Genomic DNA, 24,654 nt, shown 5'->3' with positions numbered 1-24,654 from the left:
CTGCGTTTATTTATTGAACAAAAACAGCGGGGCGTCAAGTTTGCGCTCCGAGAGGTTGTGGGCATAGCATTGGCTTGCTGGTAGACTTGGCGGCCTTGAAAACTCTTGTGGAAGCTTGACCTCAATGCAGCAGTTACTCGCCCCTGTAAAAGAATTCCTGGCCTGTGAAACCCCTGACAGCTGGATAGCAGCTGCCAAAGAGGAGCATAGACTGGCCGAATTGCTGATAGATCACTGTAATTGTGAGCTTAAGGCGGCGCAGACGGCGATGTTTTTGGTCCGCAAGTATGCGGTGGACAAGCAAAGTGGCGAGCAGTTGCTAACCTGGGCCAAGCCCTACGAAGAGTTTGTTTATCGAAACGACAGGGATATGGCGGCCTTTCTGGCCAGAGAGGTGAAGAAGAACGAGTTGATTGGTGAGTTGACTCCCAGGGCGGGGTTCCCCCATGGCCCTGAACTTATCGCCAAGATGATCCGCCTTATCAAAGAGGAGTTCCATCACTTTGAACAGGTGCTGGAACTGATGTTGGCGCGCAATATCCCATACAGCAACATCCGCGCCGGTCGTTATGCCAAGGGGATGATGAAGCATGTTCGCACCCATGAGCCTGCGACTCTGATAGATAAACTCATAGTGGGCGCCTTTATCGAGGCTCGCTCCTGTGAACGTTTTGCCAAGTTGGCGCCTTGGCTCGATGATGAGCTTAAACGTTTCTATATTTCACTGCTGCGTTCTGAAGCGCGCCACTATCAGGATTATCTTTCATTGGCCGAGGCGATTGCCGGCGAGGATATCAGCGCCAGAGTGGCTTATTTTGCCAAGGTGGAAGCCGAGCTTATTCTAGCGCCGGATGATGAATTCAGGTTTCACAGCGGCGCGCCGCTTTAAGCTACTCGATGTTGCGCCAATACTAGGTAAATGCAGATGCCGACAGGGTCGGCAACTGCTGGATTGGGAGGGTTTTATCGGTTATCAGGGCTGGTCAGATTCAATACGGGCCGACACAGCCAAACAGATAAAACCCGAACCGAATAAGCTCCGTTAAAGCCGGGTCTGCGGGCTTTTCTCTATGAAAGGCAGGCTAGTCAGTGCTATGTTATCGGCGCTGATACTCAAGACACTTCCCTGCTCATACCAGTCTCCCACCACCAAGCGCTGCTTATTTCCCGCTAATTGATGGATATCCGGTCTATGGGTGTGACCGTGGATCATCAACTCGGCGTCCGTACTGGCAAACAGTTCATCAACCGCACTCGGCTCAACATCCATTATCTCAATGCTTTTCAGCTGATTCTGCATCTGGCTGTTTTGCCTGAGCTTGGCGGCAATATTGCTGCGGGTCTTTTTCGGCAGATGGCGATATATCCAGCGGGGCAATGCCATATTGCGAAACCGCCGAAAACGCTGGTAGGCCTTGTCCAGAGTGCAGAGGCTGTCGCCATGCAGCAGCACTGTCTTGTGGCCATAGAGATCCAGTCGATACACCTCAGGCAGTAAGGTTATCCCCGCTTTGGCGGCGTATTCTTTCCCCAACATAAAGTCGCGGTTGCCGTGGATAAAGTACACCGGCAGGCTGCGGCTGACTTCATAGAGACGCTCGGCCAGCGCCAGGGCAAAGGGCTCGGCCAGATCATCACTGACCCAAACCTCAAACAGATCCCCCAAAATATAGAGAGCGTCGACCTGTTCAAGACCGGTATCGAGGAAGTGATAGAAGGCGTTGAGGATATCTTGGCGATCGGCACTGAGGTGCAGATCGCCGATAAAGAGAGTGCGCATTCAGAAGTTATCAGTCAGCTATGGTCACTTTCTCGATGATCACGGCTTCCAGAGGCACATCCTGGTGCATGCCGCGGTTGCCAGTGCTTACGCCTTTGATGGCATTAACCACGTCCATACCTTCTACCACTTCACCGAATACACAGTAACCCCAGCCTTGGATTGACTCGTTTTTGAAATCCAGGAAGGTGTTGTCGTTGACGTTGATAAAGAACTGCGCGGTGGCGGAGTGAGGATCAGAGGTGCGGGCCATGGCTATGGTACCTGTCTTGTTTGACAGGCCATTGTTGGCTTCGTTACGCACAGGGGCATTGGTAGGTTTCTGTGACATCTGCTCGGTAAAGCCGCCACCCTGAACCATAAAGCCATCGATAACGCGGTGGAAGATAGTGCCATCATAGAAGCCTTCCTGGGCGTACTTGATGAAGTTCGCCACAGTCAGAGGGGCTTTTTCACTATCCAGCGCCAGTTTGATGTCGCCGTGGTTGGTGTGCAATGTAATCATGATTAGATCCTCAGGATAAATTTTGTTGGCGGATTCTAACTTATCCGACTCCGGCTATAAAGGGCAGTATTCAAGAGCTTGTGGCAATGCTAAACTGCCAGATTCGTTTTACCCACTAATCCTATATTGTTGAAGAGAAAGTCGATGTTGAAGATATACAACAGTCTGAGCCGCCAAAAAGAGGAATTTAAACCGATTAACCCAGGTAAAGTGGGTATGTATGTGTGTGGTGTCACCATATACGACTTGTGTCATATCGGTCATGGCCGGACCTTTGTTTCCTTTGACATGATAGTACGCTACCTGCGTTACGCAGGTTACCAGGTTAACTTCCTGCGCAATATCACTGACGTGGATGACAAAATCATCAAGCGCGCCAATGAAAATGGCGAGAGCTGCGATAGCCTTACCGAGCGTCTCATCGGCCAGATGCACCAAGACTTTGATGCCCTGAACATGCTGCGCCCCGATATGGAGCCAAGGGCGACTCTGCATATTGCCGAGATTATCGAAATGGTGGAGGCGCTGATTGCCCGTGGTCACGCCTATGTGGCCGATGATGGCGATGTGCTGTTCAGCGTCGCTTCTTTCCCTGAATACGGCAAACTTTCCGGGCAGAACCTGGAGCAGTTGCAGGCCGGTGCCCGGGTCGAGGTGGACGAGCACAAGCGCGATCCCATGGACTTTGTGCTGTGGAAGATGTCCAAGCCTGGCGAACCGACTTGGGATTCACCTTGGGGCCCGGGTCGCCCCGGTTGGCACATTGAGTGCTCTGCCATGAACAGCAAACACCTGGGATTGCATTTCGATATCCATGGCGGCGGCAGCGATCTGCAGTTCCCGCATCATGAAAATGAAATCGCCCAGTCTTGCTGCGCCCATGACACGCCTTATGTGAACTACTGGATGCATACCGGCATGGTGATGGTCGACAAAGAGAAGATGTCCAAGTCGCTGGGTAACTTCTTCACCATTCGCGATGTGTTGGCGCATTATGATGCCGAAACAGTGCGCTACTTCCTGTTGTCCGGCCACTACCGCAGTCAACTGAACTATTCGGAAGACAACCTCAAACAGGCCAGAGCCGCGCTTGAGCGAATTTACACAGCGCTCAAAGACCTTGACCTGAGTGTTACAGCCGCGCCTGCCGAAGAGTATGTTGAGCGCTTCAAGGCGGCGATGGATGATGACTTCAATACTCCCGAAGCCTACTCTGTGCTGTTTGAGATGGTGCGTGAAATCAACCGCCTCAAGGGCGTGGATATGGCGGCCGCCTCGGCCCTTGGCGTGTCACTGAAACAACTGGCCGATGTTTTGGGAATTGTCAGCTCTACACCTGAAGCCTTCTTCAAAGGTGAGGGCAGCGATGATGAGGTGGCTGAGATCGAAGCGCTTATTGCCGAGCGTAACCGTGCCCGCGCCGAGAAGGATTGGGCGGCGGCTGACGTTGCTCGCGACAGATTGAATGAGCTGGGTGTGGTGCTGGAAGATGGTCCACAGGGTACCAGTTGGCGCAAGAAGTAATTCTGCAACAGAGCACGGTTTAACATATGACGCGTTGCTCTGGGAGTTAAATACCAATAAAAACGCCGCGATTAAGCGGCGTTTTTATTGAGTCAATGCTTTGAACGCCAGGTTTAAATGCTGCGGCTTGGATGCAGCAGCACTCGGTGTTCGGCAAAGCTTGCTTAGAGCTCAATCACATCAAATTCGACGGCTGGATTGACATCGGCTTCGTAGTCTATGCCTTCGATACCAAAGCCAAACAGCTTGAGGAATTCGGCCTTGTACTCTCGGTAGTCGGTCAGCTCACTGAGGTTTTCTGTGGTGATTTGTGGCCAGAGATCGCGGCAATGCTGCTGGATATCTTCTCTCAGCTCCCAATCGTCCAGGCGCAGGCGGTTGGCATCATCTACTTCTGGTTTACTGCCATCTGCCTTGTAAAGGCGCTCGCTGAACATACGGTAAATCTGTTCCATGCAGCCTTCATGCAGGCCTTCTTCGCGCATCTTCTTGAATACCATGGCGATATACAGTGGCATTACCGGAATAGCCGAGCTGGCCTGAGTGATCACACTCTTAAGTACGGCGACATTGGCACTGCCACCCTTGGCGGCCAGTCTTTGGTTCAGTTCGCCGGCGGCGCGGTCGAGATCCATCTTGGCTTTACCCAGAGCACCATGCCAGTAGATAGGCCAGGTCAGCTCTGTACCTATATAGCTGTAAGCAACTGTCTTGCAGCCATCGGCCAGCACACCTGCCTTGTCGAGGGCATCTACCCACAGTTCCCAATCCTGACCACCCATCACAGTCACAGTGTCGTTGATTTCCTGCTCTGTCGCCGGTTCAACCGAGGCTTCAATGATGGTGTCTTTGTTGGTGTCTACCGCTGTAGAGCGATATGACTCGCCGATAGGCTTGAGGGCAGAGCGGATCACTTCGCCGCTGTCAGGCAGTTTACGCACGGGTGAGGCCAGTGAATAAACTATCATGTCTATCTGGCCCAGATCGGCCTTGATCAGCTCAATCACCTTGGCTTTGGCTTCATGGCTGAAGGCATCACAGTTGATGCTCTTGGAATACAGGCCTTCAGCCTTGGCAAACTTGTCAAACGCCGCCGAGTTGTACCAACCGGCTGTGCCTGGTTTGGTCTCTGTGCCGGGCTTTTCAAAAAAGACCCCGATAGTGGCAGCGTCGGAACCAAAGGCGGCGGCAATACGGGAGGAGAGACCATAACCACTGGAAGAACCTACCACCAGTACTTTCTTGGGGCCGTTGGCTATCTTGCCTTTGGCTTTGGTGGTGTTGATCTGTTCCAGCACGTTGGCTTCACAGCCCAGAGGATGAGTAGTGGTACAAATGAAACCACGAATTTTAGGTTTAATAATCATGTCTTAGCTTCTTCTTCCGAAAACTGTCATTAGGATAAGTATTTCAACTTGAATTGGTACTGATTTTTTCAAAAAGCCTGCCAACAGGGTAGTGGTTGGAGCAGTTTGACTCATTCTCAACGCTTGCGGGTCAATTGTGCCTGCTCTTGCAGCAACCTTTGGGTGTATTCATGTTGCGGATCATTAAACAGGGTCTCGGTGGCGGCCTTTTCCACCATCACCCCCTTGTGTAGCACCATGATCTTGTCGCTGACATGACGAATAACATTGAGATTGTGGGACACAAATATATAGGAAAGTCCCATCTCTTTTTGCAGCTTGAGCAGTAGGTTGAGGATCTGGGCTCGCACCGAGAGATCCAGGGCTGTCAGGGCTTCATCGGCGATAATGATCCTCGGGTTGAGCATTAAGGCCCGAGCCACAGCTACCCGCTGCTTCTGTCCTTCGGAAATCATATGGGGGTAAAACTCCACATGTTCCGGCAGCAAGCCCACTTTACGCAAAGTCTCAACCACCTGCTCGCTGCGGGCATGGGCCGACAGCCGGGTATTGAACCTCAGCGGCTCATTGAGCAGCTCCCCTATGGTCAGCCTTGGGTTGAGTGAGGTGTTGGGATCCTGGAATATCATCCGGATAAGTCTGCAGCGCTGTTTCAGATCATGGCTGTCGAGTGGCTCGCCATTGAACAGTATTTGCCCGCCGCTGCGGCATTCGGCACCGACCAAAATACGGGCCAGAGTGCTCTTGCCCGAACCGGCTTCACCGGCAATGGCCAGCGTTTCACCGCTGTTAAGCTCAAACGAGATGGGCGCCAAGGCCTCTGTATATTGGCGGCGAAAGCCCTTGTAACCGCTGAAATAGCGTTTGCTCAGGTCTGTGACTTTAAGCAAGGGAGTCGTCATCAATAGGCTCACTCTGGTAGGGGAAATGGCAGGCGTAATATCTGTCTTTATGATGGCTCAGCTGCGGTTGCACCACACATTGTTTACGGGCTTCCGGGCAGCGAGGCCCCAGGCGACAGCCTATCGGCAGATGTTGCAGCGCCGGCACCGAGCCCGGAAGGGTCGGCATCAATGTTTTGTGGGCGGCCGGATTAGAATAGTCCGGCATGTTGTCCAGCATCGCCTTGGTATAGGGATGATAAGGCTGTTCAAGCAATTCAGTGGTGGGGCCGGACTCCATCACCTGACCGCTGTAGAGCACCGTCAGCCGGTTACACCAGTTCGACAGTGTGTCCAGCTCGTGACTGATCAGCAAGATGGCGACGTTCTGCAGCTGATTGAGCTGGGTCAATAGGCGGAATATCTGCGCCTGGGTGCTGGGTTCCATCGAAGCCGTGGGTTCATCGGCGATCAGCAGCTTGGGACGGTTGGCCAGTGCCATGGCGATCATCACTTTTTGGCATTCGCCTTCGGAGAGCTCCCAAGCATAGCTGGCCAGTACACGCCGCGGCTCTTTGACGCCCACCTTGTGCAACCATTTTTGTGCTGTAAGACGTCGTTCTTTACTGCGGCGCCAGAACGGGACTTGCTTGTTTAGCGGCATGGCTTCGATCAACTGACTGCCCACGGTCAGCGCCGGGTCGAAACTGCCGGAGGGGTCCTGAAATATCATCGACATATCAGAGCCCATCAGACTACGGCGTTCTGCATGGGTCATTTCCATCAGGTTACGGCCATCCCACATCATGCGATCGGCGGTGACAGTCCAGTTGGGGCCGGGAATTCCGAGAATGGCCCGCGCCATAAGAGAACGGCCCGAGCCGGATTCACCGACCAGACCATGGATTTCACCGGCATTGACAGTCAGGCTAACTTTTTCCAACGCCTTGACTCGCCCTTGGGGCGTGTCTAACTCTATGGTGAGATTTCGTATATCGAGTAACGGCATAATCAGTTTCTGATGGGCGCAAGCGCCGATCTCAGTCCATCGCCGACCAGGTTGACGGCCAACACACTCAGTAGGATAGCGGCTCCCGGAATAGTCACAGTCCAGGGGGCGGTCAGCAGGTTATCCAGCCCCTGAAAAACCATGGCGCCCCATTCAGATTTGGGCGCCTGAGCGCCGAGATTGAGAAATCCCAATGCGGCAATATCCAAAATGGCCGCAGATATTGCCAGCGTGGTTTGAATAATCACAGTTTCCCAGACATTAGGCATAATCACAAACCAGAATATTTGCAGACCATTGGCGCCATCCAACTTGGCGGCGGTGACATATTCTTTCTGCAACTCTTCATGCACGGCCTGATGTATGGCGCGCACAAACTGAGGCGTGAGTGCGATACCCACGGCCCAGAATACGTTCATCAGCCCGGGGCCCATTACCGCCACCACCAAGATGGCCATCAAGAGTGATGGAATCGACAGTAAGGCATCGAGCAGGTGCCCGAGGATACTCGACTTGAGGCCGCGCATCATCCCTGAGATTGAACCGATAATAAAACCGACCAAGAGCGCGGTGGCGACAATCGCCAGTGCCATGCCGAAGGTATAGCGTGCACCATGCAATAGGCGGGAAAAAATATCCCGGCCAAGATCATCAGTGCCGAGAAAGTGCTCAACCGTGCCGAGGTCGTCCCAAGAAGGGGGCAATAGTAGGGCATTCGGATCCTGGAAATTGGTTGGATAAGGGGCAATCATCGGCCCGAACAGCGTCAGCAATAGCAGGCAGAGTACCCCCCAAAGCCCGGCAAGCGCAAAGGGGTTGGCGGCAAAGGTACGCCAAAGCTTGAGGCTGGGAGACGGGATGTTGTCTTCCTGGTAAGTTTTAATTTGAGGCATAGAGTTCCTTCCTGCTGATAGGGTTGCTGGCCGTGTGCAGCACTTCAATCAGTATGCTCAGAAAGATAATCAGCAGCGCCACCGCCAGCGTACCGCCCTGGATCACAGTGTAATCCCGTTGGTAGATGCCAGATACCAGCCAGGACCCCAGACCTGGCCAGCTGAAGATCACTTCCACCACTATGCCATAGCTGGCAAAGGGCCCCAACATTAATCCCAAGTGTTTGAGCAAGGGGATCAAGGCGTTGGGCAAGGCATGACGCAATACAATTTTGCTGGTTGGCAAGCCTCTGGCCTCGGCGGCGCGGATATAGGTCTGGTTCATCACATTCATCATCGCCGAGCGGGTAATGCGAACTACCACGGTAAAGGGCAGTATAGAAAGTGTCAGCGCCGGTAGAATGATATGCAGAGCGGCATCCTTAAAGGCAGATAAGCGATATTGTGAATCTGACAGCAGGGTATCTATCAGCATAAAGCCGGTCACAGGCTTGATTTCATAGAGCAGGTTTATCTGCCCGGATATCGGCAGCCAACCCAGCCTGACGCCGAACCAGAGAGACAGTGACAGCCCGAGCCAGAATACCGGAATTGAATATCCTGTCAGTGTCATGGCCATAATGGCGTTTTGGGTCAGCTTTTGCTTACTCAACGAGGCCAGCACCCCCAGCGGTACCCCTAGAATGATGGCGAACAAACCGGATACAGTGGCCAGTTCGAAAGACGCCGGCAATACTGCCAGCAGCTCTTCCATTACCGGTTTTTGAGAGGTTACCGAAATACCCAGATCGCCGCTGAGCCTCTGGGTCAAATAACCCATAAACTGGGCCAAAGAGCCGCCATCGAGATGATAATCGGCAATGATTTGCGCCTCTTGGGCATCACTCGGTGCCTGGATCCCGGTCAGGGCGTAGATACGGTCGACCGGAAACAAACTGGTGGCATAGAAGAGCACACCAATCAGCAACAAAGAGGTGGCGACAAAGAGGTTGAGTCTGCGCAATAGGTAAGCAGCCATCATTCTTGCTCCTTGGCGGGTGGCGTTGGGGCATCAACAACAGCCGCTTTATTGCTGTGGCCTATGTTGGCAAAGGCGATGCCGCCGAAAGGCGTCAGGCTGGTTTCGGTCACGCTGGCATTTTTCAGCGCCATACGTTTGGCATGGGCCAGACTCACCAACGGCATATCTTGTGCCAGAATTGCCTCGGCCTGGTGGTACAGCAAACTGCGGCTTTCTCTGTCGGTCACGCTTCTGGCTTGGTTGAGCAGGGCGTCAAACTTGGGGTTACACCAGCGGGAACGGTTGTTGTTGGAGGCGATGGAACCACAACTGAGCAAGGGGGTGAAGAAGTTGTCCGGATCGCTGTTGTCGGCGTTCCAGCCGATAAGCACAGAGTCATAGTCGCTGCGCGCCAGTTTTTGGGTGAACACACTCCAATCGTAGTTGACGATATTGACCTTGACACCTATGGTCGCCAAATCGGCCTGGATCAGCTCGGCGGTCTTCAGCGCATTGGGGTTGTATATTCGTGCTACGGGCATAGCCCAGATATCCAGTTCCAATTTACCTATACCGGCTTCATCCAGCAGTGTCCTGGCTTTATCAGGGGCATATTCATAGCTCTTGGCCGAGTCGGAATAGGCCCAGGAGGAGGGGGGTAAAATCCCCGTTGCCTCGATGGCCGTATCCTGATAAACCGCTCTGAGCAGATTTTGTTTGTCGATGGCGTAGGCCAGCGCCCGTCTGACCCTGACATCATTAAACGGCGGTTTTTGGGTGTTGAAGGCCCAATAGGCCACGTTCATTCCCGGGCGGCTCTCCAAAACCAGGTTGTCATGCTGTTCAATAACCGGTAACTCACCGGCCTTGGGCAAGGCCGAGACGCTGCAATCACCGGTGATCAGCTTGGCCAGACGGGTGGTGCTTCGCGGTGTGATATCGAACACCAGCATTTCAGACTGCGGCATATTGCCCCAGTAACCGGGGTGGCGCCGATAGCGGATATATTCATTCTTAACGTATTGCACCAGCATAAAGGGGCCTGTACCTACCGGCTGGTTGTCTAACTGTTGTGGGCTGCCTTTGGCGAGAAGCTGATCGGCATACTCTTTGGAGAGGATCACCGCAAAGTCGGTGGCCAGGTTGGACAGGAATGAGGCATCGGGCTGGGTGAGTTCAAACCTGACTCGGTATTCGCTCAGTTTACTGATGGATTTTATCAGCCCGGCAAAACCTATGCTTTGGAAGAAGGGATAACCATCCTGAGCTACCTCATGGAAAGGGTGCTGTTTGTCTATGATGCGATTGAAGCTGAACAGCACATCATCCGCATTGAAATGCCGACTGGGGTGAAAGTAGGGCAGATCGTGAAACTGGGTGCCTTGGCGTAGCTCAAACTCATAACTGAGGCCGTCTTCACTTATTTGCCACTCGGTTGCCAGTGCCGGGATGATATCGCCGCTCTCGGGATCATAATCCACCAGACGACTGTAAATCTGGTGCGAGGTGGCATCGATAGTGGTTCCCGAGGTCACCAGCTGCGGGTTAAACGACTCGGGATTGCCCTCGGAGCAGTATACCAGGCCGGACGGCACTTTCTGTTGACCACAGCCGCCAAGCAGCATTGTCAGAGCCAGGCCGGTCAGTATGCTTCCGGTCAGCGTCAGGCGCCGGCATGAGCGGAATAAACGCCCAGTGGCAAGGCTTCCGTAGAGCTTGCTCCTGGAGACTTGCGCCATTGCATCAGAGACTCGCCCGGGGCGTAACGTCAGCAGATTCATTGCAAAATCGTTAGTTATTCAGATGTTGACCGAACATTTTAGCAGTGCAGCCGTTACCTGGGCAATCGGCTTATGCCTTATCGAGCAAATTGTATTTTTTCAGTATGCCTCTGAGTTGATGGTAGCTAAGTCCCAGTAGTTCGGCGGTTTTCTTTTGATTGAACTGGCTGGCACTGAGTGCACGTTGAATCAGGTCGGTCTCGAAGTCCTCACAGCACTGTTTGAAGTCCACCGGGAACTGTATCTGGTTTGCCGAAGGTTCCGGACTATCGTTTGTCGGCGCGGCGGCACTGCCGGCAAGGACTTGATTGTCAACTTCTTCAGCAGTCGCCAACTGGCGACTATGAGTCTTGACCCGCTTGGTGGGCCTGTAGGGCGAGGCAAAAGGGTCGAGCACTATGTTCTCAATCGGTTCTGGGTTATGACCATGGCGATAGACGCTGCGCTCTATGGCGTTTTTAAGCTCCCGAATATTACCCGGCCAGTTGTGATCCATCATGGTCGCCACGGCTGCGGCGGCAAAACCGGTAAACAGCTCCAGCTTGAGCTGACGCGCCATCCCCACGGCAAAGTATTCGGCCAATGGCAGAATATCTTCCCGGCGGCAGCGCAGCGGCGGCAGGGTGATCACATCGAACGCCAAACGGTCGAGCAGATCGGCTCGAAACTCGCCGGCTTCCGCCAGACTGGGTAAGTCTTCATTGGCGGCGCAGATTAGGCGGACATCGGCATTGAGGGTCTTGCTGCCGCCCACCCTTTCATATTCGCCATATTCAATGACCCGCAGCAGCTTCTCCTGAATGAGGCCGGACGTATTGGCCAGTTCATCGAGAAACAGGGTGCCGCCGTCGGCGCGCTCGAAGCGGCCTTCATGACGCCCCTTGGCGCCGGTAAATGCGCCGGACTCATGGCCAAACAGTTCACTTTCCAGTAGATTTTCACTCAGAGAGGAACAATTGAGTTTGATAAAACTCTGATCCCAGCGCTGGGAAAGATAGTGCAGACGTTCGGCTATCAGCTCTTTACCCGTCCCCCGCTCGCCTATGATAAGCACAGGTTTGGACAGAGGTGCGATTTGGGAAACGTGCTCCAACACCTCCAACAGGGCATTGGATTGACCGATAAGGTTGTCTTGTTGATAGGGATTGGCCACGATAACAGTTAGTCTTAAACGCTAATAATTGGTGAAAATCATAATATGCGGGTAGGTTAAATAAATAAAGTAAAAGTTAAGTTTTATATTATATCATTGATAATGTTGATAAATTAAAAGTTGGCACGGGATCTGTATTACAAGAACCGAGACCCACAATAAATGTAGAGGACAGGATTATGGGAATTTTCACACGTTTTGCCGACATCATTAATGCCAACATCAGTGCCTTGCTGGACAAGGCGGAAGATCCGGAAAAAATGGTGCGCCTGATCATTCAGGAAATGGAAGATACCCTGGTTGAAGTACGTTCTACTTCGGCTAAAGTATTGGCAGAGAAGAAAGAGTTGCTCCGCCGTATTGGCAAAGTGCAGCTTCAGGTGCAGGATTGGCAGGAAAAGGCCGAGCTGGCACTGACCAAAGACAGGGAAGATCTGGCCAAGGCCGCGTTGGTTGAAAAGCAAAAAGCCGCAGCGCTGGCGCAAACTTTGGAGCAAGAGCTCGAGGTAGTTGAAGAGCATATCGCCCGCCTGAAAGAGGAAGTGGGTCAACTGCAGGAAAAGCTGGCCGATGCCAAGGCTCGCCAGAAGACCATCATAATGCGCAAGCAAACCGCTTCTTCACGCCTGGAAGTGAAAAAGCAGCTGGATTCCAGCAAAATCGACAATGCCATGCTCAAGTTTGAACAGTATGAGCGTCGCATCGAAGGGCTGGAGGCTGAAGTTGAGTCCTATGATCTGGGTGGCAAGAAGTCCAGTCTGGAAGAGGAATTTGCGGCACTCAAGGCCGAAGATTCTGTCAGCGCCGAGCTGGAAGCCTTGAAGGCCAAGGTGAAGGGCGATAGCGCCAAAACCAAAAAATAATACAGACTCAGAGGTGATTTATGGATATGGACTTACTGCTGGCACCCCTGATTATCTTCATGATCTTTGTGGCGCCAATCTGGTTGATTCTGCATTACCGCAGTAAACGTCAGGTGAGCCAGGGGCTTACCGAGGCAGAGTTCAAACAGCTTAACGACTTGATAGACACAGCTGACAAGATGGGCCAAAGGATTGAAACACTGGAAGCCATCCTGGATGCCGAGTCCCCGGAATGGAGGCAACGTCATGACTGAATCAGGCAAGCGTACTCTTTACCGCATTCCCCAGCAAAGGAAGATAGCCGGGGTCTGTGCCGGGGTAGCCGAGTACTTTAATCTGGAACCTTGGTTGGTTCGGGTCGCTACGGTTTCAATCCTTTTACTCGGTGGCTATGGAATGGTGATTATCACCTATCTGGTGCTGTGGATGATACTGGATGTCAAACCTTGGACAGCCAAAGACACCCATAAGGACATTGGGGTCAAGAAAAAGGTCTGGCAAGCCGGGGAGCCCGCCGGGCAAGCGCTCAGAGATGTAAGCAATCGCTTTCAATCGCTGGAGCATAGGCTCAGGGCACTCGAACAACATGTCACCTCTGAGCAATTCGAGTTGAAAAGACAGTTCAACAACCTATAAATCCTTGTTCAAGGGGCGGTGCTTACCGCCCCGTTTGTTTGTATCAGGAGAATTATGGCAAGCGTCAGGCAAGAGTTCGGCAAACTCAAACACAAAACTCGTGAGTTGGCACAGCGCACCACAGACAGGCATCTTAGGTTGGCGGTTACCGGCCTTTCCGGCGCCGGCAAGACGGCCTTCATTACCGCGCTGGTGGATAGACTGTTGCGCGCTGGCACCGAGCCTGATGGCAGGGGCTTACCCCTATTTCAGGTGTGCCGCGACGGACGGTTACTCGGGGTAAGGCGGGAGCTGCAGCCGGATTTGACCATAGCCAGTTTTGATTTTGATGCGGCGATTGCCAGTTTGACCGCGGCCAGGCCCAGTTGGCCGGCATCGACCCGCAGCATCAGTGAGCTGCGGCTGACGCTCAAATATGTGCCTACCAAAGGGATGTTGGCAAAATTGGCCGACAGCGCCAAGCTGCATCTGGACATAGTCGATTATCCCGGGGAGTGGTTGCTGGATTTGCCCATGTTGAGCCAGGACTTTAACCGCTGGTCTGAAACCCGCTTTGCCTGGCAATCAACCCTGGAATCCTCGCCTCTTTACCCTAAATTTGCTGCGGCGCTGGCGACGCTGGATTTGTACGCCGATGCCGACGATCAGGCGCTGGCCGCCATTGCCGAAAGTTATCGGTTACTGCTGCTGGATCTGGTGCAACAACAGGGATTTTATCAAGCCCAGCCGGGGCGAATGTTGCTTCCCGGAGAGCTGGCCGGTACGCCAATTTTGGCCTTTTTCCCCCTGTTACCCGAGCAACTCAAAGACAAGCAGCAACTGGCATCGGCTGGACGTCGCAGCAATTATCAGGTGCTCAGGCACAGATATCAGCAATATCTGGCCAAAGTGGTTAAGCCCTTCTATCAGGAATATTTTGCCGGTTTCGACCGTCAGTTAATTCTGGTGGATTGCTTCAGCGCCCTTAATCGCGGCAAGGCGCAGTTTGAAGATATGGCCGAAGCTCTCAATGCCATCAGCGCCAGCTTCCAGTATGGGCAGTCCAATTTGCTGCGACGTTTGTTTGCTCCCCGAATAGATACTCTGCTGTTTGCCGCCAGTAAAGTCGATCAGGTGACCCGGGATCAGCAGGGCAATGTGTTGTCACTGCTCAGCGCCATGTTGGCACCCAGTCGGCAGCAGGCCGGATTTGCCGGCAGTCGGGTGGAAACCATGGCTATCAGCGCCATCAAGGCGACTCGTCACGGTATGGTCAAAGATGCCGATGGCGTGGAGGTGGAAGTGGTTTGTGGCCGGCGCATGAGCGATGGTCAGAAGGTGACCCTGTATCCGGGTGAGGTGCCCAGAGCCTTGCCTGAGAAAGCGTTCTGGCAAAGGCAGGGATTTCATTTCTGTGAGTTTGCGCCGCCAGACAGCCAACCGGAACAAGGCTATGAACATATCCGGCTCGATCACCTGCTGGAGTTTCTTTTGGGCGACAAGTTGAGGTAAGTCGTGGCAAAACACAGTTCAGAAAAGCGTGTTGATAATGCTGCCGGCAACGGCAGTCACGCTGATGAGGCGCAAACCACAGAGTTGGCGCCGCAAAGAATTTTCAGTCATCAGCCGGAATCCGCCGCCGAATTGGCCGCGGCCAAGGATTTCCAAGGCGATGGTTTTGTTGAATACCCCACAGAAGCCGAACTGGAACAAGTGCTGAGTGCAGAGCCCAAGGCGGATGAACTCATCTCCCTCAAGCCCAAACGCTGGTCTTGGTTGGCGCGTTTGGCCCTGTTGGGCGTGATGGCGGCGGTCGTGGTGCAGACACTGCTCGGTCTTGTCGATGCCTGGCGCGACAGCCCTTGGCTGTTTGGTTTTTACAGCCTGGTGCTCGCCTTGGTGCTGGCCTGGGTAGGCAAGCTTTGTTTCGGGGAATGGCGCAAACTCAAACGCCTGCGCCAGGTGGAAGATACCCAGCAAACCGGGCAACGCCTGCTCGGCAGTATGCAGATGGGCGAAGCGCGCGATTTTATCTATGGTATTTGCAAGCAGATGCCCAAGGGGCCGGAGCAGGACAGGCTGCAGTCGCTGCTGAATCCGGAGCAGAATGATGCCGAGCAGTTGCAGCTGTTTGATCAGGTAGTGCTGACCGAGCGCGACAAGGTTGGCATGAAGCTGGTGCGCCGTTATGCGGCCGAATCGGCCCTATTGCTGGCGGCCAGCCCGCTGGCGGTACTGGATATGGCGCTGATCCTCTGGCGTAATCAGAAGATGATCCAGGATATCGCCCGCTGTTATGGGGTAGAGCTGGGTTATTGGAGCCGTATTCGGCTGATCCGCGGGATCCTGGTTAATATTCTCTATGCCGGCACCACAGAGCTTGCCACCGACTTGGGTACCCAATTGCTGTCGGTAGAGATGTCCGGCAAGCTTTCGGCGCGGCTCGGTCAGGGACTGGGGGGCGGTTTGTTGACGGCGAGACTTGGCTATCAGGCGATGGCGCTTTGTCGGCCGCTGGCATTTTCCAGTGCCAGCAAGCCCAAACTGTCGCGGATCCACAAAGAACTCCTGTTGGAACTGAAGGATTTTTCCGCCTCAGTGCTGGTGAGGAAATCCGAATGTAACAAAGATTTTACAACCAAGGAGTAATGATTTTTGCTTGCCGATTTGGGCAAGTCTTGCTGACTCAGTATGTTGGTGCCAGGACAACTGAATCATCCCGGGCGAGAAGCCGAATAACAATATAAGGGATGGTCGGACTGACATGGGGAGTTAAGCATGCAACACAAGCAGCCAAAAGCACTGCACTCAGCCACACTGGCTATTCATGGCGGCCACTCGGGCGAGCCTTCCGGGGCATTGGTGTCGCCTTTATATCAGAGTGCCACCTTCTGTTTTGATACCGCCCAAAGCGGTGGTCGCCGCTTTGCCGGTGAAGAAGAGGGCTATATCTATACCCGCTTGGGTAACCCGACGGTTGCCGAGCTTGAGCGGCGTCTGGCGCTGCTTGAAGGCGCTGAAGCCGCTGCTGCTGCCGCGTCCGGCATGGGCGCGGTATCGGCGGCCTTGCTGGCATACTTGAGCTGTGGCGACCATCTGTTGGCTTCCTCGGCCGTCTATGGTTGCACTTTTTCATTGATGACAGAGCAGTTTGCCCGCTTCGGTATTGAAGTTTCTCTGGTGGATTTTGCCGATCTCGCGGCGGTCGAGGCGGCTATTCGTCCCAACACTCGGGTGATTTTTTGCGAAACCCCGGTGAATCCGCATCTGGCCGTATATGATATCCGTGCCATAGCTGCTATCGCCAAGCGCCATCAACTGACCAGCATAGTGGACAACACCTTTATGACCCCGCTGTTGCAACAGCCTCTGCAGTTGGGAATCGATCTTGTGGTTCACAGCGCCACCAAGTATCTCAATGGCCACGGCGATGTTATTGCCGGTATCATCTGTGGCTCACAGGCGGCGATAACGGCCATCAAGCAACAACAGCTAAAAGATATTGGCGCCGTGCTATCGCCTTTCGATGCCTGGTTGATTTTGCGAGGCCTGAAAACCCTCTCGGTGCGACTCGAACGTCATTGTGATAACGCCGAGCGCCTGGCGCAGTATCTCGAATCCCATCAAGCCGTGGCCAAGGTACATTATCCCGGGTTGGTTTCCCATCCGGGCCATCAGTTTATCGGCTCGCAGATGCGCAGGGCCGGTGGGGTGTTGGCGTTTGAGCTTAAGGCTGATTTGGAGCAGTCCATGGCCTTTGTCAATCGACTGGCACTGTTCAAAATTGCTGTGAGTCTGGGGGATTGTGAGTCGCTTATTCAGCACCCGGCGTCCATGACCCATTCACCCTATACCCAAGAGGCGCGTCTTAAAGCCGGCATTAGTGACAGCTTGCTGCGAATATCGGCCGGGCTCGAGGATGTGGATGACCTGATAGCCGATCTGGAGCAAGCACTGACAGTGATCAGTTAAAAGAGACAAGGCGAGCATGGCTCGCCTTGTTTTTCGGGCTTGCGAGAATCAAATGCCCCAGAAGGTGTGGGCTATGATATAGAGCACCAACATACTGATGACGTTGATGATTAAGCCTACGCGCATCATTTCAGATTGTTTGATATAACCGGAACCATAGACAATGGCATTGGGTGGTGTGGCCACCGGCAGCATAAAGGCGCAGGATGCCGAAATACCTATGAGCACCGACAGCATTACGGGCGATAGCCCCAATGCTTCGGCGATAGCGGCAAACACAGGTACCAGCAGGGCGGCACTGGCGGTGTTACTGGCAAACTCGGTCAGCATCACCACAAAGAAAATGACTGCGAACACGAACAACGACATATGGGTACTGCCGAAGATGTCCGTCATCCAGTGGGCCATGAAGACGCTGGTACCCGTGGCTTTCAGTACGGCGCTCAGAGTCAGACCACCGCCGAACAGTATCAGTACCCCCCAATCGGTGGTTTTTTCTATCTTCTTCCAGCCAACCAAGCCAAGCCCTGCCAGCAAAACCACTGCAGAAAGCGCGACTATGGTGTCAAACTGGCTGATACCACCGAGCGCCTCTGACAGGGGCTTACTGAAGATCCAGCAGCAAACTGTGGCCAGGAAGATAAACAGAGTCAGTTTTCCTTGGAAATTCAGTTTTTGATCTTCGATATCCAGCTTACATTCCACCGAAAGATCCGGTTTGAAATACAGATACAGGGCGATAAGCATGGTTGGCAACATCAAAGCCACGGTCAAGAGGCCAAACTCCAGCCAGTCGCTGAAGCTCAAGCCGGCCTGGGCAGCGGCAATGGCGTTTGGCGGACTGCCCACCAGAGTACCTATGCCACCAATGTTGGCTGAATAAGCGATACCCAGCAGCATAAAGACATAGGTGTTGTGCTGGCTCTCTTTATCCAGTTGCTGCAAGATCCCCAGTGCCAGAGGCAACATCATGGCCGCTGTGGCCGTGTTGCTGATCCACATAGACAGCAATGCGGTTACCCCGAACAGCATCATACAGGCGATGCTGAGTTTGCCTTTGGAGGCCAGTAATACTTTTTGGGCGATAAGGGTATCGATTTTTTGATGGTGCAGGGCAGCGGCCAAGACAAAGCCACCAAAAAACAAATAGATAATTGGGTTAGCAAAGTTGCTCATGGCAGCTTTGGTTTCAAACACACCAAAAGTGACTGCCAAAACCGGAATGAGTATCGCTGTGATACTCAGGTGAATGGCTTCGGTAAGCCAGAGCACTGCGGCAAATACCAAAATAGACAGGCCGGTATTCACTCCGGGTTCAAAGGGTAAAAAGTTGTGCAGTACAAAAAGCAGCAGAATATCTGCCACCAAGATCAACATGTTACGTTGTTGGGTGCTCTTCTCTGTCTGCGAAGGGGGTAAGCTTTCCGTTTGTTCTAAAGACATTTTCAACTTCCTCGTCTTGTTATTATGGCAAGCAATTTATGGCATGGCTCACATTTATCAAAGGGCTTTTTTGGGTAACTTAACTACCTGGTACATCACGCTTGTATTGGAACCATATCACGAAAGCTGGAAAATTGAGAGGGCGATCACTCAAGCGTGATCTCGTTGATGTGTTTTTTTGTTTCAAACGGTTAACATTGAGGCTTGCTCTTTATATTACTGAAAGAGAATGAAAGTTTAAAACGGTGATGTGTGTCACATTTGGTTATTGTCTTGGTGTCTGATTGTAATAATTTGGCAATATTCGTGCGCTGGACTACATTTCTTTAAGGCCAGGGAATACCGGCCTTAACCAATGACAAGGAGTCTTATATGAAAACACCATTCTATGCTTTGCTACTCGCAGCCTCTCTGAGTTCTCCCCTATACGCCGGAGAGCCCACTAAAGACAAAACCCCACAAACGCCGCAAGCCAGCCAAGCACAGGTTCATAAAATCAACATTAATACCGCTTCGGAATCTGAGCTGCAGTTACTGAAAGGGATAGGTGAGGCCAAGGCCAAAGCGATTGTTGAATATCGCAGCAGCCAAGGCAAATTCAAATCCATTGATGAGTTGACCCAGGTCACGGGTATCGGCGCCAAACTGGTCGAGCAGAATAAGCATCTGTTGGTGCTTTGAAAATAAAGATAAGCAAGTTTTTGTTTATCTTATGGTCAATTGGCCATTATTGAGGGGAAGCTGAGGTAATTCCCCTTGATCCCAGCGGAACCATGATGGATAATCCCCGGCGTTGCAGTAAGGCTGCAAATCTGTGGTGACCCCAGGGTCCCCCCGCAATGATAACTTGTGAACCCGGCCAGGCCCGGAAGGGAGCAACCGTAGCAAGTGACTCATGTGCCGGGGTGTGGCTCTGGGGGAACCTCCAATTCCAAACCTTTTCAAATGGTTAGCGCTGGAAGTACCTAAGGGGTCCACAAGGTGGTCCACTTTGAGTCTAGCTAAAGCCTCTAATCCAGCTCCTTATTTGTATCGATCCCGGCATGGTATTTGGTATGCCCGTGTAGTCGTTCCTGAAGACCGTAGAGATGCTATAGGGAAACGTGAACTCCGCAAGACACTTGCCACTAAAGACAAGCGCGAGGCTGTCCTGAGATCTTGGGATGTGCTCAAGGCTCTGCATGCCTTGGCTAAAGGCAAAGCATCGGCGACACAATCCCCGTCAGCCAGCTTGGAGTCTTCTCAAGGTCGTGCTGTGGTATCGGCTCCAGTCCCTCCTGAGATTGCCCCCGTATCCCCCCAGTTACCTAAGTTGAGTCAGATAGCGGATGAATACAGCCGGGAAAAGGTCTTGGGTGGTGCATGGTCGAAACATACTGAGAGCGTCAACCGCAAGACATTCAGAGACATGATTGCCTTGCTGGGCGACCTTAGGATTGACCAGTTCACCAAGGAACTGGCTCAGAGGTATAAGCAGCACTACAGTGCCAAGACTGACTTGTCTGTCGCGACAATCAACAAGTATCTGACTAGGGTCACCGCCTTGTTACAGTGGGCCTCAGCTCACTATGGGACACCCAATCCCATGGCAGGAATGAGCATTCGTGTGTCGGCAAAGGTGAAGGTGTCTAAAGAGCGGGAGGCGCTGTCTCCATTCCAAATCAAGCAGTTATTCCAAGCACTGCCCATAGGTAACGCTAAAAGGTATGCCTACAGGTACTGGGTGCCTCGGCTTGCGGCGTACACTGGGGCCAGAGTCGGGGAGTTGGCTCAGTTGTATCTGGATGATTTCACGGTAATTGATGGTCATCCGTGCATCCTTATCCGAGCCAATCACCCAGACCAATCAATTAAGACCCCAAGCAGCGAGAGGGCCATCCCCATTCACCCTAAGCTGATAGCTCTGGGCTTCCTGCACTTTGTTGAGAGACAGCGAAGCCTAGGTCATCAGCGCCTGTTCCCTGAGTTGCCTAAACAGGAGGCTCGTGGTTACTCCCATGCTGTTTCTAAGTGGTTCCACAACTTCAAAAGGAAACTGGACTGGGGAGAGCGAGAGACCTTGCACGGTATACGCCATGCGGTGGCAACTCAGTTGAAGCGCAAGGAGTTTAGCTCTGATTTGGTCGCCGGGTTATTGGGGCATTCCCATGGTTCAATTACCTTCGACCGCTACGGGAAGGAGTACGAGGTAAACAACCTGCTCAGAGTGGTTGAGGCTCTGGATTGGGAATGAGGGCTGGTGCATCGTCATAAGGATGTATCCAAGGACTTTAATCATGCTTGGAACCGCTTGATGCCAAAGGCTGGGTGTGTGTAGCGACAAGGGGTTACTTGGGTCAGCTCAGAGTAAAACTTATCCATCAGCTCCTTGAGGTTCTTGACCTCTACCTGAGTACTTGGGACAGCTCCATACTTAGTCTGGATGTAGATAGCCTCAGTGTTCACCTTGTAGTGCTCCAGCACCTTGCGGAACATGGCGGCAGAGAGGTTACGACCGTACATACACTTGGCGTCTGTGATAAGCAGGTAGCCAGGCTTGCAGCCACGAGAGGCAAACTTGTGCTCAATCTCGGAGAGACGCTCGCCTTGTTCGATCTGGGCCTGCTTCACGCTTAACAAAGCGGCCTCTTGGTCAGCTTGTTGGCGGGCGATAGCGGCAATCACCTGCGCCGGGGTCATGTTGGGTAATTGGCGTTGCTTGGTCTCCAGCTCCAGCCAGCGGTCGATTACGGCGGCCCGGCGAACTACGTCATAGCCACAGACCAGAATCTCGCACTCGCGGCGGGGCAAGTTGTATTGCTTGATGTAGCCACGATTGTCACGCTCAATGAGATGCTTCAAATCTGAATCATCCTTACCAAGCTGTTCAAACATGGTCTTGATGTCGCGGTGGATGTTGAAAAGTGTCTTACCTGTCAGCTCGGCAATCTCGCGGCTTGACATAGTTGGTACGTTGTTGGTTGATACTTGTGTGGACATAATCAGTCTCCTTTTTGCAGTTAATTAAGGTGGTTTGGGTTTGCCTTAGAACGGCAGTTTGCTCATTAGAGAAGCCCTAATGCCTGTGGTCGTATTGACCAACAGGCGGGGAAGTCGAGAGTTCTAATCGTGCTTGGTGGCCTTCGTCAGACGGAACTTAGCCAAACACTTCAGACTGCTTGGTGCAGTGGTGGCGCAGCGTCTCAAACTTGCCGTAGGTGGTCAGATCGAAGTGCTTGGTGTTAACCCGGTAGTCGTCAGCCATGTGCTTCAAGACAGTCGATACGGAAGTCCAGTAGGCATCCCGCTCAGTGGTTGCGGTCGATGGAAACTCTCTGGCAATCCGATCCATCAGCTCAATAGCCTTGTCTACGTCACCGTTCAGTTCCTCTAGGGCCTTACGCATGGCATGACCACCACGCTGGCCTTGGAGGTACAGTTCAGTGGCCCGTTGTTCATGGACAGACACTATGGTCTGGGCGATCTCTTGAGCTTCCTCAATGTCTCCATTAGTCAGGGCGGTGAAGGTATTCACGACCACCATGTAGAACTCAACATCACACCACATGGCGTAGGCATAGAGGGCTTCCTGAGTTGCCCATGTGTGGTTCAATCGATGACCACTCGGAGAGGTAGAGACACCGAAGCGCAATTTTGCGCGTCGGCTGAGACTGTCTCTGACTCGGTGCCTCCACTGATGTGGGAGCTTGCTATTGGGCAACTTGAAGGCGCGGTGAATGTCATTAAGGTCGTACATACCGTCTTCATTTGGGTAGACAGTTGCGGTGATGTTGTTAAAAGTCAGGGTTATGTTTTTCATAGCGTATCTCCAATTAATCCTATTTCTTGGTCAACCATTTGCTTTGCTATGGCAGCCAAGAGTTGAGCACTTGTCATCACCGGTTTGCCGTCAATAGCAGACCAGTAGTCGAGTACAGCAATGCAACAAACTACGTCGTAACCTGTTGCTAGAATCTCGTGGCTAGACATAGTGAGCACATTGCTAGGTGATATTTGGGTGGACATTATTAGTCTCCTTAAAGTACAGCCCTTCTGGGCGTAGTCAGTTGAATGCCCTACCGCTCGCCTACAGGCCGCAGCAGAGCTGGGTTTGTGATAAAACATGAGTACCTCCTGAAAGGTTCTGTCGTTAATGGAGGGACAATTAGTGATTTCCGGGTGAGCGGTCGCTGAAAAACCCCCTCGATCCACAGAGGGAAGGAGGGGTAAGGAGGACACACATTGAGGAAAATCGGATTGAGGTCTGCCCGTATCGGACTCGTCTGCCGAGGGGCGGGCGTTCGCTCAAAAGAGGTGGTTGCGGTGGGCTTTGGTTCCCACAATGCCAGTGCCTATGGACTGGCGGTTTACGTTAACTCTACGCAACCGAAACTAACTGTCGGCTTTCTGTCGTTAATGGAGGGACAATTGGTTTTGTCCTAGAGAATTGGCGGCAAAGGATGGATTTGAACCATCGACCCACTGGTTAACAGCCAGTCGCTCTGTCCACTGAGCTACTCTGCCTATAGCATGTAAATAAGGAATTTGGTCTCGGTGAGAGGACTCGAACCTCTGACTTCCTGCTCCCAAAGCAGGCGCTCTCCCAACTGAGCTACACCGAGGAAGGTGGCCGATACGTGCTCTCGCATTCTGAACGGCCAGCTTATTGAAACTGGTTGATGACCGTGAAAGGCCATTGCGCTTTCTGTCGTTAATGGAGGGACAATTCCCAGACCACCCTTCTCGCCTGCCTGTAGAAAAAGAGAGGGCCACTGAAACAGCAGAGGAAACTGTGTGGCCCCATAGGAAGGAGATAAGGAGACAAATTACGAAGCGTGACATTTCTGTCGTATATGGAGGGACAATTCCCAACGCCTTGATTTTGCTGGCTTCGGGCAGACCCAAGACATATCTGTCGTATATGGAGGGACAATTGCCTCCGGCCCTTAGAAAGAAGGTGAGTAATGAGCATTCATTCGTTTTCCTTGCTGAGAGTGTGCGAGCTTGGTGACGGGATATGACTCAGTACTTTTGAGCTGATGTTGTAGCTCAACACGCAGAGAAAGGGGCGCGTTCTGTTGCTTGAGTGTGGCTATCAGGACTGTGCCCGATCGTCACCATAACCCCAAGCTTGCTGTGTGTTTTACTGGAGGGGGAATAACCTGCAGTCCAGCCTACAGGCATTCTTGACCTGCTTGGCTTCTTCAATTTTCTGTATAACGTCAAACGGCAATGCCAGAGCACATTTCACCAAGCTAAATATCTTGCTGGCTTGAGATTTGCTGTAGCGGTAAGTCTCCATGATTGACTTGACTGTAATCAGCTCTAATTCAGATAGGACTGAAACCAGTACAGCAGGAGAGGCAACGCCCCTAGTGTTGTTGTCAGACAGGCTCGTTAATCCACGCAGCAGGTCCGAGAGGGCGAGGTGAATAACATCTCGACACTCATCTTTGAGGATCAGAAACCATGTGTTTTCAATGCTCGCCGCTTTTCGACCAGCGCCTGGCTTACGTTTTCTCCCCTTATCTTCCACATCCGAGCATTGCTTGGTTGTATCCAGGACGCTGAATGCTCTCCCATGCTTAGAGCGAGCACGCATTTCAAAGCTGGGCAGAGGTCGTAATGGGGCTGCTTCATCAAAATTGTGCAGTGCCTGTGCGATTATTCTTTGTTGGCATTCTGTGGGCTGGTAGCTAGTGGGGATGATTACGTCAGGTATGGGACTACCTGCGGCAAAGTCAAAGACTGTGCTCATGGTTGAGTAATGCTCCATCGTTGAGATAGCGCAGGTGGTTGGAATCTGAAAAGCCTTATTTGTCTCACCTATATAGAAAGACTCACCTAAGGATGCCTTCGGGCAGTAACGACCCCAGCTTCAGAGCTATC

24 protein-coding genes, 2 tRNA genes and 1 other RNA gene are annotated in these 24,654 nt (G+C 52.6%); 11 read left to right on the top strand and 16 right to left on the bottom strand.

What is annotated here, in order from left to right:
- Positions 1 to 124: 124 nt before the first annotated feature.
- A complete protein-coding gene (gene miaE, locus K5621_RS12890) occupies positions 125 to 889 on the top strand; it encodes a tRNA isopentenyl-2-thiomethyl-A-37 hydroxylase MiaE (protein ID WP_221049424.1) in 765 nt (254 codons plus the stop codon).
- Positions 890 to 1,042: 153 nt separating this feature from the next.
- On the opposite strand, the gene K5621_RS12885 is transcribed toward miaE, so the two are convergent.
- Both K5621_RS12885 and K5621_RS12880 read right to left on the bottom strand, forming a co-directional pair.
- Positions 1,043 to 1,780, bottom strand: a complete 738-nt coding sequence (locus tag K5621_RS12885) for a UDP-2,3-diacylglucosamine diphosphatase (RefSeq protein ID WP_221049423.1) — start codon at positions 1,778 to 1,780, stop codon at positions 1,043 to 1,045.
- Positions 1,781 to 1,790: 10 nt separating this feature from the next.
- Positions 1,791 to 2,285, bottom strand: coding sequence for a peptidylprolyl isomerase (locus tag K5621_RS12880; RefSeq protein ID WP_100145482.1), 495 nt, complete (start codon positions 2,283 to 2,285; stop codon positions 1,791 to 1,793).
- Positions 2,286 to 2,429: 144 nt separating this feature from the next.
- On the opposite strand from K5621_RS12880, the gene cysS reads away from it, so the two are divergent.
- Complete coding sequence (cysS, locus tag K5621_RS12875) at positions 2,430 to 3,809, top strand: cysteine--tRNA ligase (protein WP_100145484.1); 1,380 nt, start codon at positions 2,430 to 2,432, stop codon at positions 3,807 to 3,809.
- Positions 3,810 to 3,973: 164 nt separating this feature from the next.
- Here cysS and fabV read toward each other — a convergent pair whose 3' ends face one another.
- From fabV to pspF, 7 genes are all read right to left on the bottom strand, one after another.
- On the bottom strand, positions 3,974 to 5,176 hold the full coding sequence (fabV, locus tag K5621_RS12870) for an enoyl-ACP reductase FabV (protein WP_221049422.1): 1,203 nt from the start codon (positions 5,174 to 5,176) through the stop codon (positions 3,974 to 3,976).
- A 116-nt stretch (positions 5,177 to 5,292) separates the two neighbouring features.
- Entirely contained in the window at positions 5,293 to 6,078 is a 786-nt protein-coding gene (locus tag K5621_RS12865) for a peptide ABC transporter ATP-binding protein (protein ID WP_100145488.1), read from the bottom strand.
- On the bottom strand, positions 6,059 to 7,066 hold the full coding sequence (locus tag K5621_RS12860; protein ID WP_100145490.1) for a peptide ABC transporter ATP-binding protein: 1,008 nt from the start codon (positions 7,064 to 7,066) through the stop codon (positions 6,059 to 6,061). Before K5621_RS12860 ends, K5621_RS12865 begins: the two co-directional genes overlap by 20 nt.
- Before the next feature lie 2 nt (positions 7,067 to 7,068).
- Positions 7,069 to 7,959 (bottom strand): ABC transporter permease subunit, encoded by an 891-nt coding sequence (locus K5621_RS12855; protein WP_100145492.1) that lies wholly within the window; start codon positions 7,957 to 7,959, stop codon positions 7,069 to 7,071.
- On the bottom strand, positions 7,946 to 8,977 hold the full coding sequence (locus tag K5621_RS12850) for an ABC transporter permease (RefSeq protein WP_100145810.1): 1,032 nt from the start codon (positions 8,975 to 8,977) through the stop codon (positions 7,946 to 7,948). The genes K5621_RS12855 and K5621_RS12850 overlap by 14 nt, the downstream gene beginning before the upstream one ends.
- Positions 8,977 to 10,584, bottom strand: coding sequence for an ABC transporter substrate-binding protein (locus K5621_RS12845; protein WP_245003183.1), 1,608 nt, complete (start codon positions 10,582 to 10,584; stop codon positions 8,977 to 8,979). Before K5621_RS12845 ends, K5621_RS12850 begins: the two co-directional genes overlap by 1 nt.
- A gap of 226 nt (positions 10,585 to 10,810) precedes the next feature.
- Positions 10,811 to 11,893, bottom strand: coding sequence for a phage shock protein operon transcriptional activator (gene pspF / locus K5621_RS12840; RefSeq protein WP_221049421.1), 1,083 nt, complete (start codon positions 11,891 to 11,893; stop codon positions 10,811 to 10,813).
- A 179-nt stretch (positions 11,894 to 12,072) separates the two neighbouring features.
- On the opposite strand from pspF, the gene pspA reads away from it, so the two are divergent.
- The 6 genes from pspA to K5621_RS12810 all read left to right on the top strand — a co-directional run bounded on the left by pspA (position 12,073) and on the right by K5621_RS12810 (position 17,343).
- Positions 12,073 to 12,756: a phage shock protein PspA gene (pspA, locus tag K5621_RS12835; RefSeq protein WP_039033897.1), complete on the top strand. Its 684-nt coding sequence runs from the start codon at positions 12,073 to 12,075 to the stop codon at positions 12,754 to 12,756.
- A gap of 20 nt (positions 12,757 to 12,776) precedes the next feature.
- Positions 12,777 to 13,010, top strand: a complete 234-nt coding sequence (gene pspB, locus K5621_RS12830) for an envelope stress response membrane protein PspB (RefSeq protein WP_025011223.1) — start codon at positions 12,777 to 12,779, stop codon at positions 13,008 to 13,010.
- Positions 13,003 to 13,392: an envelope stress response membrane protein PspC gene (pspC, locus tag K5621_RS12825; protein ID WP_039033898.1), complete on the top strand. Its 390-nt coding sequence runs from the start codon at positions 13,003 to 13,005 to the stop codon at positions 13,390 to 13,392. The genes pspB and pspC overlap by 8 nt, the downstream gene beginning before the upstream one ends.
- A gap of 54 nt (positions 13,393 to 13,446) precedes the next feature.
- Positions 13,447 to 14,883, top strand: a complete 1,437-nt coding sequence (locus K5621_RS12820; RefSeq protein WP_221049420.1) for a YcjX family GTP-binding protein — start codon at positions 13,447 to 13,449, stop codon at positions 14,881 to 14,883.
- A gap of 3 nt (positions 14,884 to 14,886) precedes the next feature.
- A complete protein-coding gene (locus K5621_RS12815; protein WP_221049419.1) occupies positions 14,887 to 16,020 on the top strand; it encodes a TIGR01620 family protein in 1,134 nt (377 codons plus the stop codon).
- Positions 16,021 to 16,149: 129 nt separating this feature from the next.
- A complete protein-coding gene (locus K5621_RS12810; RefSeq protein ID WP_221049418.1) occupies positions 16,150 to 17,343 on the top strand; it encodes a trans-sulfuration enzyme family protein in 1,194 nt (397 codons plus the stop codon).
- Positions 17,344 to 17,391: 48 nt separating this feature from the next.
- Here the strand turns inward: K5621_RS12810 and K5621_RS12805 are convergent, their stop codons facing one another.
- Positions 17,392 to 18,786, bottom strand: coding sequence for a DASS family sodium-coupled anion symporter (locus K5621_RS12805; RefSeq protein ID WP_100145506.1), 1,395 nt, complete (start codon positions 18,784 to 18,786; stop codon positions 17,392 to 17,394).
- A 372-nt stretch (positions 18,787 to 19,158) separates the two neighbouring features.
- Between K5621_RS12805 and K5621_RS12800 the strand changes: the two genes are divergently transcribed.
- The 3 genes from K5621_RS12800 to K5621_RS12790 all read left to right on the top strand — a co-directional run bounded on the left by K5621_RS12800 (position 19,159) and on the right by K5621_RS12790 (position 21,019).
- The gene (locus K5621_RS12800) at positions 19,159 to 19,467 is read left to right on the top strand and encodes a ComEA family DNA-binding protein (RefSeq protein WP_100145508.1); all 309 of its coding nucleotides are present in this window, start codon (positions 19,159 to 19,161) and stop codon (positions 19,465 to 19,467) included.
- Positions 19,468 to 19,609: 142 nt separating this feature from the next.
- Positions 19,610 to 19,706: signal recognition particle sRNA small type (gene ffs, locus K5621_RS12795), an RNA gene on the top strand.
- A gap of 107 nt (positions 19,707 to 19,813) precedes the next feature.
- The gene (locus K5621_RS12790) at positions 19,814 to 21,019 is read left to right on the top strand and encodes a site-specific integrase (RefSeq protein ID WP_221049417.1); all 1,206 of its coding nucleotides are present in this window, start codon (positions 19,814 to 19,816) and stop codon (positions 21,017 to 21,019) included.
- A 41-nt stretch (positions 21,020 to 21,060) separates the two neighbouring features.
- Here K5621_RS12790 and K5621_RS12785 read toward each other — a convergent pair whose 3' ends face one another.
- The 6 genes from K5621_RS12785 to K5621_RS12760 all read right to left on the bottom strand — a co-directional run bounded on the left by K5621_RS12785 (position 21,061) and on the right by K5621_RS12760 (position 24,523).
- Positions 21,061 to 21,765, bottom strand: a complete 705-nt coding sequence (locus K5621_RS12785; protein WP_221049416.1) for a Rha family transcriptional regulator — start codon at positions 21,763 to 21,765, stop codon at positions 21,061 to 21,063.
- Positions 21,766 to 21,922: 157 nt separating this feature from the next.
- Positions 21,923 to 22,585 (bottom strand): KilA-N domain-containing protein, encoded by a 663-nt coding sequence (locus tag K5621_RS12780; RefSeq protein ID WP_221049415.1) that lies wholly within the window; start codon positions 22,583 to 22,585, stop codon positions 21,923 to 21,925.
- On the bottom strand, positions 22,582 to 22,791 hold the full coding sequence (locus K5621_RS12775; protein ID WP_144216597.1) for a hypothetical protein: 210 nt from the start codon (positions 22,789 to 22,791) through the stop codon (positions 22,582 to 22,584). The genes K5621_RS12780 and K5621_RS12775 overlap by 4 nt, the downstream gene beginning before the upstream one ends.
- Before the next feature lie 422 nt (positions 22,792 to 23,213).
- Positions 23,214 to 23,289, bottom strand: a tRNA-Asn gene (locus tag K5621_RS12770).
- A 22-nt stretch (positions 23,290 to 23,311) separates the two neighbouring features.
- Positions 23,312 to 23,387 (bottom strand) — tRNA-Pro (locus K5621_RS12765).
- Positions 23,388 to 23,908: 521 nt separating this feature from the next.
- Positions 23,909 to 24,523, bottom strand: a complete 615-nt coding sequence (locus K5621_RS12760) for a hypothetical protein (protein ID WP_221049414.1) — start codon at positions 24,521 to 24,523, stop codon at positions 23,909 to 23,911.
- Positions 24,524 to 24,654: the final 131 nt, after the last annotated feature.

The sequence above is a fragment of the Shewanella carassii genome (assembly GCF_019670705.1).
GTDB lineage: Bacteria > Pseudomonadota > Gammaproteobacteria > Enterobacterales > Shewanellaceae > Shewanella > Shewanella carassii.
Note: the sequence above shows the minus strand (reverse complement) of the source record. Positions and strands in the feature narration are given on the sequence as shown.